This is a genomic window from Psychrobacter sp. KH172YL61 (assembly GCF_007182895.1).
GTDB classification, from domain to species: Bacteria; Pseudomonadota; Gammaproteobacteria; order Pseudomonadales; family Moraxellaceae; genus Psychrobacter; species Psychrobacter pacificensis.
In genome coordinates this window covers 1,736,365-1,752,542 of the sequence record NZ_AP019516.1, presented here as the reverse complement: position 1 = coordinate 1,752,542, position 16,178 = coordinate 1,736,365, and the positions used below count along the sequence as shown (strand labels likewise).

Genomic DNA, 16,178 nt, shown 5'->3' with positions numbered 1-16,178 from the left:
GACTAAAGACAGATTGTGCAATTGGCAGCAGAGTTTGAGCCAGAGTTTGACAGTTACATTATTCACGTTGGTAGTTTTAAGACTCAAAAAGCTCATGAAGTATTGATTAGAAGTTATGCAAAGACTCGGAAAACATTGCCACTTCTATTATTGGGTGAAGGTGTATTGCTGGCGTCAATGAGAGAGCTGGTTACTTCTTTAGGTTTGGATAACCGTGTACATTTTTAGGTTTTCAAAAAAATCCATATCCTTATATCCAAAAAGCACAGTTTATGGTTTTGTCATCAGTCTTTGAGGGGATTTGGACGGGTTATTGCTGAATCACTGGCTTTAGGGACACCTGTTATCAGTACAGACTGCCCATCGGGTCCAAGTGAGTTGCTACCACCACACAACCTCGTCCCTGTGGGAGATATTGATACATTAGCTAAGAAGATGGATGAAGCAATGGAGAAGGCTGATAGATATCAGTCCTCGTTTGACAAAGAGTTATTACCAATTAATATTGCTCAACAATATATAGATTTTATGAGAACTAATGGTTAGACATTACTCGGTTGCAGCCTTGATAAAAGGTGTAGGGTGTAGTCGTGTAGTAATATATGAGATAGACTAATCCAACCACCATTTAGACCAATCATCTCTGTGCAACTGCCGTAGAGTAGCAAAAGCACTGTCATTATTCTGCAGTTTTTCAAACACTGCCAGTAATATGGTCGTGGCCAATTTATCAACTTTCTGAAATTTATTATAGCGTTTTCGCATATTTCTCAAGCTATCATCGGTGCCGATACGAAAATAAGTAAGACCATCGTACAGAGGCAAGTCACCAGCATAAAGCATATCGGTTTTTCAGTTAGCAATGGCATAGATTCAGCATTAGTGGATAACTGCAGAAAGTTTTTGGTTTCATAAGTACGTAAAGTATTCATTAGAGTTACGACATTCATCAAGATAGCTGCTCTATGAGTATTGTTTGAATGATCAATAAACGTATCGCAAGCAGAGACAATCCAGCGCAAAGACAGATGTGTCAATAAATAGTCGCTCTCTGCTTCCCATAGTCTTTCAAATTCAGCGAATGTTTTATCTATTTTGTACTTACGGCGCATTAGTATAATAAGCGTGTTGTGATAAAAGCAGAGCTCAGACTCACCAAGCGATTTGTATTTCAAGTTATTCAAATGGTTTTCTAAATCTGTGCTTTTACGCTCATTAGTTAAGGCTTCAATATCACACATTGATTCAGTAATGGTTGTTGCTTTCATCTCATCAAAGCTTCTATCATTATAGGTTTTGATAATCTTACCCGCATTCAATCTTTTTCGCTTCGAAAGATCAATATCAATTTTCTCTGCCAACTTGAAGGTGTAGCCATGTTATCAAAATCCTTTAAAAATATATAAAGATATTAGCGCCTTAATCTCTATGATATAAGCCTTAGAGATCATTGTTATTTGTTTAAACTGAATAATATTGTCTATACCAATCGACAAATTGTTTGATACCTTCTTCAATACTGGTTTCAGGCTTGAAGCCAATGTCCTCTACCAACTCATCTATATCGGCGTAAGTAATCGGTACGTCGCCTGCTTGCATGGGCAATAAGTTTTCCTGTGCCTTTTTACCGCAAGCATCTTCAATGGCAGTAATAAAACGGCGCAAAGTGACAGGCTGATTATTACCAATGTTGTAAATCTTATAGGGGGCAGCTGCAGTCGTAATAGTAGAATGCTGGGGCGAAGGGGCCTTATTCATAATGCGAATGATACCGTTGACGATATCATCAATGTAGGTAAAGTCACGCTGCATATCACCATTATTAAAAACATTAATTGGCTCGCCAGCTAGAATTTTCTTTGTGAACGAAAAATATGCCATATCAGGTCGACCATAAGGGCCATAAACAGTGAAGAACCTTAATCCTGTCGTAGGAATATTATATAAATGGCTATAGCTATGTGCCATAAGCTCGTTGGATTTTTTGGTAGCGGCATATAGACTAATAGGGAAATCAACACAGTCAGACGTCGTGAATGGCTGCTTAATATTCATACCGTAGACAGAACTGGAGCTGGCATAGATCAGATGCTTGATATCATGATGACGACAGCCTTCTAGAATATTAACAAAGCCAACCACATTTGAGTCGATATAGGCATTAGGGTTTTCGATAGAATAGCGCACACCTGCTTGGGCACCTAAATTGATGACAATATCAAATTGATAGGTGGAAAAAAGCTCAGACATGGCTTCACGATCAGCAAGGTCTAACTTAATAAATGTAAAACTTTCTGGATCTGATATCTCACCTAATATTCTCAAACGCGCTTCTTTTAGATCTGTATCATAATAGTCATTGATATTGTCGATACCAACGATAAAGTAATCCCTAGCAGATAGATCTGTTTCTAGTATCGCCTTGATTAAATGAAAACCAATAAAACCTGCCGCACCAGTGACCAGTATTTTCATTAGTCGCTCCCAAATAGATCTCTAGTAAACACTTTATCCGCTACGTCTTGTATATCAGTTGATAATCGATTAGCAACGATTACATCGCTCATCGCTTTAAACTCGCTCAAATCTTGAATCACACGCGAATTAAAGAAATTGTCTTCTTTTAGCACAGGCTCGTAGACAACGACTTCTATACCTTTTGCCTTGATACGTTTCATGATGCCTTGTATGGCAGATGCTCTAAAGTTATCTGACCCACTTTTCATCACTAGACGATGTATTCCTACGATTTTTGGCTGTCTTTCGATGATTTTATCGGCAATAAAGTCTTTGCGGGTTCTATTAGAATCGACAATGGCCTTTATTAGGTTGCTTGGCACTTCATCGTAATTTGCGAGCAGCTGCTTAGTATCTTTGGGCAGACAGTAGCCGCCATAGCCAAAGGAAGGGTTATTATAATGATTGCCAATACGAGGGTCTAAGCCAATCCCTTCGATGATTTGTTTGGTGTCGAGTCCAAAAGTTTGCGCATAAGTATCAAGCTCATTAAAGTAGGCCACACGCATTGCCAGATAAGTATTAGAAAATAATTTAATGGCTTCTGCCTCTGTTGGCTCAACGAACAATAGCGGTACGTCTTTTTGATTGCGCCTTCAAGTAATAAATTGGCAAATATTCGAGCCTGCTCAGTCTGTGCGCCTACAATGATACGTGAAGGATAAAGATTGTCATGTAGTGCCTTACCTTCTCGCAAAAACTCAGGCGAAAAAATAATGCGATCAGTCGCATAACGTTCTTTGATACTGGTTGTGTAACCTACTGGCACTGTAGACTTAATAATAATGGTTGCTTGTTGATTCACTAACAGCACTTGCTCAATGACGGCTTCTACTGTGGAGGTATTGAAATAATTGGTCTTGGTATCATAATCAGTCGGCGTGGCAACGATGATGAAATCTGCATCTTTATAAGCTTCTTTGGCATCCAGCGTCGCAGAAAAATTGAGCTCTTTGTTCAATAAAAAATTGTCGATATCTGTATCTTCGATAGGAGACTGCTTATTATTTAGCAATTCTACCTTTTCAGCGACAATGTCGACAGCAACGACTTCATTATGCTGTGCTAACAGCATTGCATTCGATAAGCCTACGTAGCCTGTACCTACTACTGCTATTTTCATAATATATCCAAGTGATTTTTGAGCTTTTATTGGTTTAAATCAAGAGGAAGTGAAATTAATCACCATTCAATCTTAAACTAAATATATTTAAATTTATTTATCGGTGCTTGCTATCAAAGAAGCAGGTAGATAAGCCAAGAATTTGTGCCTCATAGCTTGGCTGATTTTTTTATATAAGTCTGGTTTGAGAAGATCCAAACTTTGAATACAGCCATATTTAATAGTTTTATCTTCTAAGGCAAGAATAAAATCTTCTACGCTATTCTCATTTTTTAAATAGTTGATAGAGGTGTTAGGTTTTAAACTTGCTTCGCCTTTTGAATTTTTAGATGATTCATTAGCGTTATAGGATTCACTTGGGCCACATCTCTAAATTTATATTTTATCTGCTCGGTCAATAATTGCGGATGATTCAACAAATGGGACTTTAAGATATTTTTATCGACAATATGAGGGTAGTGATGAATTTCAAAAACTGATTCATGCCCAGTATTTTAGCACTTAACATTTGCGCGATAGTATGCCTTGGCTGTATCGGTGTGCCAAACAACTTAAAGCGTGATTTTCGAAAATTGAGCTTGGCATTCAAAGCAGCACTTTTACGCCACTCACCATGAATGATTAGCTTCTCACTGTCTAAAAAGTCATCTATCGTCACTGGTTGATTAAAAAAGAAATCATCGTTCATATAGATAAAATAGTCAGACAATCCTTGGATATTCCAAATCATCGTCTCAATTGATCGAGTGTTGAAGGTCGGTAAAAATTCTTCATAACCCGAAAATATTTCCTTGTGATCGACAATACGTATTTTATCTGCTGCACAGATATTTTGCTTGGCAAATTCATCAATGAATGCAGGTTTTTGTTGGTCGGTGACCACATAAATATGACGACAAAAGGCACGTATTTGATGATAGAGGCGATATTGTAATATATCTCATCATCACTTGCGAAGCGGGTGGCAGTTATGGCATCTGACGCTACGATGTTACTTGGCTTGTAGGACTCTCTTTTTTGTTTGAGTACAGGGTCTGAACCATCCACCCAAGCGATAACAATGTCTATTGCTTTCTCATCAAGTTGCTGCATGATTGATCCTGTTTTTGTCAATAGGTGTCTTTAGTGGCTATACATTCTATTTAAATGTTGTTTCTACTTAGATCAGCTATGATATTTATTGATACCTGTATTAGCAAAGGTTAACTGATTTATAAAATCAACAATATTCATGATTTTTTACGCGTCAGTTGATAAGCCTAGCTTATACTGTAGTGAATAAAAGTAGATGAGACTAGCACATAAAGTCAGAACGCTGCAATAATTATGACCTTTGGTAGCCTTGTATGACTATCATTCAAAAAACCAAGTTGAGATATCAATGCCCATCATTCTATTTATTTTAAAAGCACTTGAAGGCCGAGGTGCTGAGCGGATGGTGACTACATTGGCAAGCGCTTATGCAAAAGTGGGTCATAGCGTCCATATTTTATGTCTAGAAGAAACACAGGATATGCCGTTAGATGCTGACATTCACTATCATATCGTGCCATACGATGAGATGTTTTCTGAGCAAGATATTGAGCCAAACTCTAAGCAGGCACAGGCTTACGAAGCAGTCGCTAAGCGCATTGATGAGTATGTGCTTAGCCAAATAGGGACGCCAGATCTGATATTGGCTAATATTTATAAAGTGAATTGGATTATGGCGTACAGCCAATTACCCAACATCGTGAATGTGCTGCATACAGCGCTATCTAAGCAGTTTGAGTATCAATTATCTGATAAACCACTACAGACGATAAGTCACTTACGTATGGTCTATGGTGCTCATCCCTGTAGCTGCGTCAGCGATGGCGCTCGCAAGGACTTAATCTCAATTTTAGGAGACATCACTAAAACCACAACCATTTATAATCCTTGCGATGCCACTTGGATCCAAAGCAAAGCGTTACAAAAACCACGTATCGAACAGTTTGGCTTAATAGACAAACACTATATTATTCATGTGGCCTCATTCGATACGATGAAAGGTCATCGAGATTTGCTACAAGCCTATGCGAAAACAGAGCGGAAGCTGCCATTAGTATTGGTCGGTAAAGGCAAGCTTGAAGCAGAGATTAAAGCGCTAGCGTTCCAACTTAAGATTAATGACTGTGTTAGGTTTTTAGGCTTTCAGAGTAATCCTTATCCAATCATTGCCTCAGCGGCATTAATGGTGCTTACCTCCAAGTTTGAGGGTTTTGGCTATGTCATTGTAGAGGCGCAAGCTCTTGGCGTACCAGTAATCAGTACCGATTGTCCATTTGGTCCAAGAGAGTTGTTACCTGTCAAAACTTGATACCCGTCGGTGATATTGAGGGATTGGTGATGCTCATCGATCAAGCAGTAGACAATCTGACGAATTACATAGTGCCGCTAAATCAGCAGCTACTGCCAAATCATATCGCGCAGCAATATCTAAAGTTTGGTCTATTGGTAAAGCAAGGTGCTAGACAGTAGAGACGAGAGATTAGAGAGTATCAAATAAGGCTTTTGAGACAGGAGAGTGATTGATGACATCGATACCGTGAGTCTTATAAGTTCTACCCAATAAGTTAAACGAAGGCACAATGCGCTCGTTCATGACTTTGTTCAGCGTACTTGGCGCGCGGTTGTGGTTGTTTTCATAAAACCGTGGTTGATCGCTATTGAGTAAGTCAATCCCATATAGGTGAATGGTCGCTGCATGGCGTGAGAAAGCCAGCTGTGTGGCTACGTAAGCAACCGTACCCGCCTCGACAAATCCATGAGTAACATTGAGTGAGACGCCGATCTCAGTTGCGCTTTGACTGCTATCAATAACAAAATTCGGATGATTGATAAAGTAGGATAAAGGCATTTTCTTATTTAGGCGTTTTTTCTTAAATATGAGCTTATTGAATGATAGCTTATTTGATTTGACGCCCCATGGTCTGTCTACTGGATACAATACCCGCATGGCGTGATGATACGTACGCATGATATCAGGATGAGCAGTTGCCATCGCTTCAAAGACGGCTAATGTTGCATACAAAGGTTGACCCGTATAATGCTGCCGTAGAATTTCAGGTTGATGATTGATAAAGCGCGCATCACTGATGACATAACCAGCAATATGATCGAAGGCGTGGTGCTCAGTAAGGCTGATACTACCGTTGACAAAAATAGTGGGCGTGTCTAATAGTTCTGACAACGCTAATTGTTGTACCGATGGCCCTGAGGCAATAATATTGACGTCTTGTCCAAGCAAACCTTGCTCTGCTTCATTGGCATTAAAAGCACTAATAACGATGAGCTCGTTATCAATGTTGAACCCAGCGGTAGCAGGTAATCTCAAATATAACGCCATACTATGTTCCAGTCGTTGACCTCAAATAACTTGTATCCTAATGCATTGCCTGCAAATTGTTTGGACTATTGGTGAACTATATACACATGGTTCATGGCTATATATTTACTGCCAGTATTGCTTTAACCATGGGCTTGGTTTCACATGTCGATACCATTTACCGCCGCTACCAGCAATGGCATCGGGCGGGTTAATCTCACCATGAAAGATGACGATTTTTGCATTATCAGGTAGAGCAGGCGCTCGCACAAAGTTAAAAGGGATGGGCGCGATACATTGATACTTGAAGCTCACGCACCATGTCTTATCCCAGTACTCTAGGTGATGATGCTCGCGCAAATAGTTAGAGAGGTAAGCCTGCTCGTGACGCACTTGCGTACGAATAGTCTCAAAATTGCGCTCAAAGTTTGCCAGCAAATCAGGATAGGTATTCATGCCAACATTGAAGCGATACACGGAGCTATTACCAATCATACGCCACGGCTTTTTCCAGTCGCGGATAATGACCACACTGTCTTCGTGCTTCGCTTGATAAGTGAAAAACGCATCAATATTATCGACAATCACAATATCAATATCTAAGAATAGTGCCACACCTTTTAAATCATATAGCTCAGGTTTAAAGGTCGTGAGCTTTTTCCAACCACGTTCAGGACCTGCTGGTAGATCCATGTCAGGTATGGGATAACAAGCAATCGCAGGATCAATACCTGTGCTGTCATCAGTTAGGCAAACCATTTGAAAATCTAAGCTCAGATGACGGCTCACCATATTGTACAAACGATTGACGTATTCAGGACCGTATTTATCACCCCATTTCATACAAATGATATAACGCTGTTCAGCAGTATGGTTTTGTGTTGGTTCTATAGGTAAGGTTTTAGTTACGTCAGATGTCATAATGCACTCGTAGTGAGATAATAGTGAGGTAAATGAAGGGCTAATAGAAATTAGAGGGTACAGAACTTAGCCAATATTAGCATAACTGTGATTGATGATATGTCTAAATCAGTAAACGATAGTACAGTTATTACTTGCGATTATCGATGTTAGTGTCATCAGTAAAGAACCACTTACATCGTTACCAGAACGACTAGCATTAGCGTGATGAGACCGAATAAAGGCTGCTAAAGTGGCTTTATCTTTTCGGTAAGGATTGCCTAGATTTGGTATGCGCTTAAAACGTCGATAGCCCCACATATAGTGACTATAGTTGTCTTTAATCATATGCTCCATAGCTTGATTGAGTGCGTGAGTCGCGACTTCGGTATTGCGGTCATATAGCGCTGGATCGTCGAGCTTATAGCAGTAAATATCAAAACCGCGTCCATCATTACGACGAATACAAGACAAGCCAACTAAGGCACATTTGGTTTTGCTCGCCAGTTTTGAGGCAAGGGTACTGGTTAATGTTTTGATACCAAAGAAAGGAACGACTACGCCGCCTGACGGATCTGGGACGTGGTCTGGTAATACAATACTAAAGCCGCCTTGCTTGAGGGTTTTAAACACGGCTTTAACACCGCTACCATCGGTAGGCACCAAGGTTGCATTGAGACGCGCACGCCCTTGAAGAATAAACTCATTAGCGAATCTGCCGTCCACAGGCTTGTACATAATAGTTGGCGAACCAAACTGATTGAGCCACGCGTTCATCATCTCCCATGTACCGAGATGAGGGACGATAGCCAGCATGCCATTGGGATTGGCAAGACCTTCTAGTAGAATATCTTTATTATGGACGTCACGAATCTGGGCAATACTCCATTCAGGTGGCATTGCCCAGCTTTTGATAGATTCAATACTGCTCAGACATTGATGATAGATGATGTCTTTGGTCAGTGCGCGTTTTTGCGGCTCAGACAATTTGTCAGTAATCAGCGCCATATTAATATGAATGGTACGCATGATGCTAAGACTTGGTATCTTGACGATCACCCAAGCGACAAAACGTGCCAGCATCTGTAGTACAGACAATGGCACGAATTTGAAAACATGATACGGATTCATAACCACTCACATGGCGATGAATCGCGTAACAAGCACTGTAGACAGCAATAGTACATCATCAAATGTTTTATTGAGCAGGTTTGTTGGTGTCGGCTTGTGCTTTTCACGCACACGGATACCAAGATCACGTAGCTGCTTACTATCCACTCCAGCAGGAGCTTGAGTTAGTGGGCACTCAGCAGTTTTGGTTTTCGGGAATGCGATCACATCACGGATAGAGTCAGCGCCTACCATAAGCATAATCAAGCGATCCAAACCAAACGCCAAACCGCCGTGCGGTGGTGCACCAAATTTTAGGGCATCAAGTAAGAAACCAAACTTGTCTTCTGCCTCTTGCTCGCCGATACCCAATGCCTCAAGGACGGCTTGCTGCATATCATAAGTATTGATACGTAAGCTACCACCACCAATCTCAGTGCCGTTCAATACCATGTCGTAAGCGATAGATAGCGCAGACTCTGGGTTGTTTTTCAGCTCCTCAACAGAGCCTCTAGGCTTGGTAAATGGATGATGCATTGACGTCCATTGACCGTCATCGGTTTGCTCAAACATCGGGAAGTCAGTCACCCAAAGCGGCGCCCACTCACAAGTGGTCATGTCTAAGTCTAGACCGATTTTCTGGCGTAATGCGCCGATTGCGTCATTCACGATACTGGCTTTATCTGCACCAAAGAAAATAATATCGCCATCTTCTGCAGCAGTACGCTCAATCAAGCTCACAAGTACATCATCAGTCATATTTTTGATGATTGGTGATTGTAGGCCAGACTCTTTATCCACACCATTGGTGATGAGGCTTGCGTCATTGACTTTGATATAAGCCAAGCCGCGTGCACCATAGATACCGACGAATTTGGTATAAGCATCGATTTGCTTACGGCTCAATGAAGCGCCACCAGGAATGCGAAGGGCAGCGACGCGACCTTTAGGATCGTTAGCAGGACCGGCAAATACCTTGAAATCAACGTCTTTCATCAAATCGGCAACGTCAACCAGTTTCAGTGGAATACGTAAATCAGGCTTGTCTGATGCATAGTCGCGCATTGCTTCAGCATATGTCATGCGAGGGAATTGCTCGAACTCAACATCCATCATGGTCTTGAACAAATGCTTGATCAGACCTTCGTTGATGTTCATGATCTCTTCTTCGTTCAAGAAAGATGTCTCGATATCGACCTGTGTAAATTCAGGCTGACGATCGGCACGTAAATCTTCATCACGGAAGCATTTCGCGATTTGATAATAACGGTCAAAACCTGACACCATCAATAATTGCTTAAATAGCTGTGGTGATTGCGGCAGGGCAAAGAAGTTACCAGGACGGGTACGTGATGGTACAAGATAATCACGCGCACCTTCTGGCGTTGCACGTGTCAAAATAGGTGTCTCTACATCCAAGAAACCATGATCATCTAAATAACGACGAATCGCTGAGGTTGCCTTGGCACGGAATACCATACGCTCTTGCATGTGCGGACGACGCATATCGAGATAGCGATATTTTAGACGTAAGTCTTCTGACACAGTCGTTTTTTCGTCATTCAAGGGAAATGGCGGTGTTTCAGATTTGGCCAGTACTTCAATTTCTTTGCCCAATAGCTCAATTTGGCCACTGGTCATATTGTTATTTTCAGTACCTTCATAACGACGACGTACGCGGCCAGTGATTTTTAGTACGTATTCAGGACGTACCGCATCGGCCGTTGCAAAAGCTTCTGGTGTATCAGGATCGACAACCACCTGCAAGATACCCGCGCGGTCACGCATGTCTAAGAAAATCACGCCACCGTGATCGCGACGACGATGTACCCAGCCTACGATACTAATGGTTTGCTCAAGCAAGCTCTCGGTTACAGCTCCGCAATATTCGTCTCGGTATTCGCTTTGCGTCATAGTGCTTTGCGTCATAATATTGTTATCCAGTTATCAGCCCAATTCGAAGTACAATAATGCAGCCATTGCTGTGCGTTTCAAGCGATTTGCCAAAAAACACACAAACAACGCGATCAAGACAAAGGGTCATCACGTTGGCTGCAGAAAATTTGATATAAACGCATATTATGCCTAATCTACCTTTGTTATACAACCGGCTGAGTTCAATCAAAGCGTAGCCATGCATTGGTATCGGCTGTATTTATTGAGCGATATCTATATTAGGTTAAATATTGTCATTTTGCTTGAAAATACCAGCGAGCGTGCGCATATCAACCATACCTGAATAAAAACATCTATAGTGATATACCTACTGACTTGAGGGATTTGTAATCATGCTATTTCATCCACCAAAAAACCCGGTTGAGCTAAAAGTAAGACACTTAAATGAAGCGCAAAAACAGCGCCGTGAAGATTTAATGGAAGCCACCCAAGGCAAAGCTGCGCTTAAAGCATTCAAAAAAACTATGGCAAAAAAAAGCCAAGCAGGCGCTAAAAGTAAAAAGTAAAAGCAGAAAAAAAATCCTGACAATGCCTCGCAAGTTTTTGTTTTGGATTTTGAAGGTGATATCAAAGCCACTGCCGTTAAGCATCTGCGCGAAGAAATCAGCACCTTAATCAGTACGGCTAACAAAGGCGATGAAGTGATTGTACGCCTCGAATCAGGTGGCGGTTTGGTGCATGGTTATGGATTGGCAGCCGCGCAATTGGTGCGCTTAAAGGACGCTGGTCTAAAGCTAACGGTCTGCGTCGATAAAGTGGCGGCAAGTGGTGGCTACATGATGGCGTGCGTGGCAGACAATGTGGTGGCAGCGCCATTTGCGATTATTGGCTCAATCGGCGTGGTGTCACAATTGCCAAACTTTCATAAATGGCTCAAAAACCATGATGTCGATTATGAGATGTTTACGGCTGGCGACTATAAACGCACGGTGACTGTGTTTGGCGAAAACGATGCCGAAGATCGTGCCAAATACCAAGAAGAGCTAGAGCAGACGCACGAGCTATTCAAGCATTTCGTCAATACCTATCGTCCAGAACTTGATGTTGCCAAAGTAGCCACAGGTGAGCATTGGTATGGTGAAGATGCGTTGAAGCTTAACCTGATTGACAGCTTACAAACCTCTGACAGCTACATCTTAGAGCGTATGGAAGACAATGAGGTGTACGCATTACATTCACGTCAAAAGCCGACGCTGGCAGAGAAGCTGGGTCTTGCGCAAGCCGCAGAAGCGACGCTCAGTATGGCAGTGGATAAACTGCCAGATGCGCTCGCACGTTTTGAGCTAAACAGCCGTTTGAATATTCTAAAATAGTGTTAGATATCATTATGATGTCTGATGGCTAATATTTTAGCGGTCATATGTTCAGCAATACACTGTTTGTATTTTGTAAAAGGCGTGTCCTAACGGGTCGCGCCTTTTGCTGTTTAATCATAATTGCTGTGTTATAAATGTAGGATACAGAAAACAGTATACGTCCGTACACTAAAGCTCGCATTAAAGATCTCGCAGAGCTTTTTGTCAAAACCTGATTTAGACAATCAATAAAGAAAAGGAAGTCATTTATGTCTAGCGACAATTTAATGTTTACCGCAACGGAACATGGTCAAGCCATGCATGCCAAAGTCAAAGCGTTCATTGAAACGCATATTGAACCCATCGAAGCCCAATTCTGGGAAGAATGTCATAAGAAAAATCCTGATGGAAACTGGGAAAACTGGGAATGGCCAGACGCTTATGACAACCTACGCAAACAAGCACGTGAAGCGGGTTTATGGAACTTATTCTTACCTGACGACACTTTAGGTGCAGGGCTTTCAGTCACTGATTATGCACCAATTGCAGAGCTGACGGGTCGCAGTTTGCTCGCGCCGCATGTGTTTAACTGCAATGCGCCTGACAGCGGCAATATGGAGCTATTATGGCGCTATGGTACGCAAGAACAGCAAGACAAATGGCTCACGCCGCTATTAGAAGGTGAGACCCGCTCAGTGTTTTGTATGACTGAGCCTGATGTGGCCTCAAGCGATGCCACCAATATGCAAGCAACTGCTGTGGTCGATGGTGATGAAATTGTCATTAATGGTAGCAAATGGTGGTCATCGGGCCTTGGCGATCCTGCGGTTGATATTTTGATTGTTATGGCCTATACCGCGGATGAAAGCGCAGATCGTCATCATCAGCACTCGATGGTACTGGTACCAGTCAATACTGCGGGTGTGAATATTAAACGTATGCTTAAAGTGTTTGGCGATTATGATGCGCCGCACGGTCATGGTGAGGTCAGCTTTGATAATGTACGTGTGCCCGTCAGTCACTTTATTGGTGGGCCGGGTAAGGGTTTTGAGATTGCGCAAGGTCGCTTGGGGCCAGGTCGTATTCATCACTGCATGCGTTGTATCGGCGCGGCTGAGAAGTCTTTAGAGCTGGCGGTGAAACGCGGCATGTCGCGCACGGCCTTTGGTAAACCATTACTACAATTGGGTGGAAACTTTGAGCGTATCTCTGAGGCGCGTATCAAAATTGATCAAGCGCGCTTGCTAACCCTTTATGCGGCGCAAAAATGGATGCTCAAGGAACCAAAGCGGCACTCACTGAAATCTCTGCGATCAAAGTGGTTGCGCCAACGGTGTTACAAGAAGTGGTTGATATGGCGATTCAGATTCATGGTGGCATGGGTGTGTGCCAAGACACATTGTTACCAAATTTCTATGCGCAAGCTCGTGTGCTACGGTTGGCAGATGGTCCTGATGAAGTACATAAAACCATGATTGCCAAGCTAGAGCTAAAGCGTCAGGGCTTTAGCCGTTCTAAGTCTAACAAAACCTAATATTAATCAATGGGTGTGAGTAAACCTTAAGTTGCTCACGCCACTATTGCTGAAAATAAAAAATTGGAAATTCACTATTAACGATTTAGTAGTGAATTTTCCATCACTATGACTGTTTTTTACTACTAATTTTTTACTACTATAAGCATAAGTTATAAAAATAACTGATCACAGGATAAGGAATGTCACATGTCAACTGACCATAGAGTATTAGATAAAGGCGGCGCGGTGCGTGAGGGTGAGGAGCTTGATGCCAAAGCTATCAGCGCATGGCTACGTAGCCAAGGTGTCGATGTCGTAGGCGAGCCTACAGTCACTCAGTTCTCAGGCGGGGCTTCTAACTGGACGTATCGCTTACAATATGAAGGCGATGATAAAAACCAAGATCTTATCTTACGCCGTCCACCAAAAGGTACCAAGGCAAAATCTGCGCACGACATGGTACGCGAATATACCGTTCAAAAAGCATTAAAAAATGCTTATCCTTATGTGCCCGAAATGATTGCGCTATGTACAGATGAATCTGTCATCGGTGCTGATTTCTATGTCATGGAGCGTATGGAAGGGATCATTCCCCGTGCCAATTTACCAAAAGGGGTCGATCTAGATCCTGAACAAATCCGTCAGCTTTGCACCAATGTTTTAGATGCGCTAGTAGAGCTGCATCAAATAGATTATACAGCGCATCCTGATTTGGTTGATTTGGGTCGCGGTGATGGCTACTGCGCGCGCCAAATTAGTGGCTGGGACAAGCGTTATATCAAAGCAAAGACACCCAACGTCCCAAGCTTTGCCTTGGTCAGACAGTGGCTCAAAAGCATACCCTGCTGATAGCAAAACGTGCATTATTCACAATGACTGGCGCTTTGACAACGTCATACTCGATGCAAACGAGCCGACTAAAGTTATCGGAGTCCTCGATTGGGAGATGGCAACCCTTGGCGATCCACTAATGGACTTGGGTAGTGCGTTGGCTTACTGGATTGAGGAAGACGACAATATTGTCATGCAGCAGTTTCGTCGCCAGCCAACTCACTTAGAAGGTATGATGACGCGTGACGAAGTGGTTGCTTATTATCTAGAAAAATCTGGACTACAGATAGATAACTGGACCTTTTATGAAGTGTTTGGGCTGTTTCGTCTATCAGGTATCATTCAGCAAATCTACTATCGCTACTATCATAAACAAACCACCAATCCAGCATTTAAAAACGCGTGGCTTGCCATACATGTCATGCATGCCAAATGTCTCAAACTGATTGCACAATATGAAGGCGAAGCGCTGTTCAATACACACGTTCAGCCATATTTAGAAGACAGAGGAGTCGATGCGGCAACGATTGAGAAATTGCCAGACCCTGTACAAAAAGTAGTGAAAGGCATTTTACCAAAAGGCTATTTTGCTAAGCCCTCTGATTCAGCTGAAGTATAAGAAAAACCGCAATTTGGACAATATAATAAAAGGCAGTATTTTATGACAACCATACTTTTAGCCCGTCATGGTCAGGCTTCTTTTGGTCAAGAAAACTATGATCGGCTGTCAGAGCTAGGTGAAACCCAAGCAAAAATGCTGGGTCAACACTATGCAAATACCCAGCGCCGTATCGATGCGATATTTACGGGTAATCTGGTCAGGCAACAAGACTCTGCTCGCCATTTTTGGCAAGGGTATCAACCGTTTGCTCAGGCCAATAATGACGACATGGCCATTGCGACAGCCATCAACTTTGATGAGCATGAAAGCTATATTTTGCCACAATTTGACGAGTTCAATCACAAAGATGTGTTTGTGAAATCCGCTGGTGATTTTGATAACCAAGCTGAGATATCCGCTGAAATTGCCAATGCTCAATCACCAAATCGGCGTCTTGCTGAGCTGTTTGATCAAGCGATGCAGCGCTGGCATGGTGGCAACAATGATCAGGATTATATTGAAAGCTGGCCGCAGTTCAATGAGCGAGCGCAGCAAGCGCTTGAACAAGTACGTACAAAGATAGCCGATATGCACTTAGACCAACATAGCACTGTATTGGTCTTTACCTCAGGCGGTGTCATCGCTGCCATTACCGCAAAGCTACTGAGCCAAGGCAGTCAAACCGCTTATCAGTTAAATAAGAGCTTAGTCAATACGGGCGTGACATCGATCACCCTAAAGAGTCAGCGCGCGCATTTATTGTCTTTAAATGAATACAGTCATTTATTTTCTGAAGGTAAGCAGTTTGTGACGTGGCGATAATTGAGTCAATGGGTTTGGATGCGCTTTTATACATAATCGCCACGTATTTGTAGAGCATTAGCCATTACAATAAACGATTTTAGTCAACCAGTTTTTGTCGTTGGTACAGAGGATCTATAAAACTGGAGTGTCATTTAGAGTCGATACAAGGGAGGGCT

The 16,178-nt window shown here is 42.3% G+C and carries 10 protein-coding genes and 6 pseudogenes; 8 read left to right on the top strand and 8 right to left on the bottom strand.

Going from position 1 to position 16,178, the window contains the following annotated elements:
• The first annotated feature begins 15 nt into the window (after positions 1-15).
• Both PKHYL_RS09310 and PKHYL_RS18815 read left to right on the top strand, forming a co-directional pair.
• Positions 16-228, top strand: coding sequence for a hypothetical protein (locus PKHYL_RS09310; protein WP_240364995.1), 213 nt, complete (start codon positions 16-18; stop codon positions 226-228).
• Positions 229-291: 63 nt separating this feature from the next.
• On the top strand, positions 292-546 hold the full coding sequence (locus PKHYL_RS18815; RefSeq protein WP_442966066.1) for a glycosyltransferase: 255 nt from the start codon (positions 292-294) through the stop codon (positions 544-546).
• A 224-nt stretch (positions 547-770) separates the two neighbouring features.
• On the opposite strand, the gene PKHYL_RS09305 is transcribed toward PKHYL_RS18815, so the two are convergent.
• The 4 genes and pseudogenes from PKHYL_RS09305 to PKHYL_RS09290 form a co-directional block, all read right to left on the bottom strand.
• Positions 771-1,361 carry a hypothetical protein gene (locus PKHYL_RS09305; RefSeq protein WP_240364994.1) on the bottom strand — a complete coding sequence of 197 codons (591 nt, stop codon included), beginning with the start codon at positions 1,359-1,361 and terminating at the stop codon, positions 771-773.
• Between the two features lie 100 nt (positions 1,362-1,461).
• The gene (locus PKHYL_RS09300) at positions 1,462-2,475 is read right to left on the bottom strand and encodes an NAD-dependent epimerase (RefSeq protein WP_240364993.1); all 1,014 of its coding nucleotides are present in this window, start codon (positions 2,473-2,475) and stop codon (positions 1,462-1,464) included.
• Positions 2,475-3,640, bottom strand: a pseudogene (locus PKHYL_RS09295) (nucleotide sugar dehydrogenase). The gene PKHYL_RS09300 and the pseudogene PKHYL_RS09295 overlap by 1 nt, the downstream one beginning before the upstream one ends.
• A 93-nt stretch (positions 3,641-3,733) precedes the next feature.
• Positions 3,734-4,732, bottom strand: a pseudogene (locus PKHYL_RS09290) (Stealth CR1 domain-containing protein).
• A 289-nt stretch (positions 4,733-5,021) separates the two neighbouring features.
• On the opposite strand from PKHYL_RS09290, the gene PKHYL_RS09285 reads away from it, so the two are divergent.
• Together PKHYL_RS09285 and PKHYL_RS17560 are read left to right on the top strand one after the other, a co-directional pair.
• Entirely contained in the window at positions 5,022-5,981 is a 960-nt protein-coding gene (locus PKHYL_RS09285; RefSeq protein WP_240364992.1) for a glycosyltransferase, read from the top strand.
• Positions 5,982-6,010: 29 nt separating this feature from the next.
• Positions 6,011-6,142 carry a hypothetical protein gene (locus PKHYL_RS17560; RefSeq protein ID WP_269778143.1) on the top strand — a complete coding sequence of 44 codons (132 nt, stop codon included), beginning with the start codon at positions 6,011-6,013 and terminating at the stop codon, positions 6,140-6,142.
• 10 nt (positions 6,143-6,152) lie between these two features.
• Here the strand turns inward: PKHYL_RS17560 and PKHYL_RS09280 are convergent, their stop codons facing one another.
• From PKHYL_RS09280 to aspS, 4 genes and pseudogenes are all read right to left on the bottom strand, one after another.
• Positions 6,153-6,998, bottom strand: a complete 846-nt coding sequence (locus PKHYL_RS09280; protein WP_240364991.1) for a hypothetical protein — start codon at positions 6,996-6,998, stop codon at positions 6,153-6,155.
• 117 nt (positions 6,999-7,115) lie between these two features.
• The gene (locus tag PKHYL_RS09275) at positions 7,116-7,910 is read right to left on the bottom strand and encodes a glycosyltransferase (protein WP_212563590.1); all 795 of its coding nucleotides are present in this window, start codon (positions 7,908-7,910) and stop codon (positions 7,116-7,118) included.
• A 108-nt stretch (positions 7,911-8,018) separates the two neighbouring features.
• Positions 8,019-9,020, bottom strand: a complete 1,002-nt coding sequence (locus PKHYL_RS09270; RefSeq protein ID WP_240364990.1) for a lysophospholipid acyltransferase family protein — start codon at positions 9,018-9,020, stop codon at positions 8,019-8,021.
• Positions 9,021-9,113: 93 nt separating this feature from the next.
• Positions 9,114-10,928: pseudogene (aspS, locus tag PKHYL_RS09265) on the bottom strand (aspartate--tRNA ligase); the annotation flags it as partial.
• Between the two features lie 359 nt (positions 10,929-11,287).
• Here aspS and sohB point away from each other — a divergent pair.
• The 4 genes and pseudogenes from sohB to PKHYL_RS09245 all read left to right on the top strand — a co-directional run bounded on the left by sohB (position 11,288) and on the right by PKHYL_RS09245 (position 16,020).
• A pseudogene (gene sohB / locus PKHYL_RS09260) lies at positions 11,288-12,268 on the top strand (protease SohB).
• 251 nt (positions 12,269-12,519) lie between these two features.
• Positions 12,520-13,784 (top strand): annotated as a pseudogene (locus PKHYL_RS09255) (acyl-CoA dehydrogenase family protein).
• 189 nt (positions 13,785-13,973) lie between these two features.
• A pseudogene (locus PKHYL_RS09250) lies at positions 13,974-15,216 on the top strand (phosphotransferase family protein).
• Between the two features lie 42 nt (positions 15,217-15,258).
• Positions 15,259-16,020 (top strand): histidine phosphatase family protein, encoded by a 762-nt coding sequence (locus PKHYL_RS09245; protein ID WP_071001466.1) that lies wholly within the window; start codon positions 15,259-15,261, stop codon positions 16,018-16,020.
• Positions 16,021-16,178: the final 158 nt, after the last annotated feature.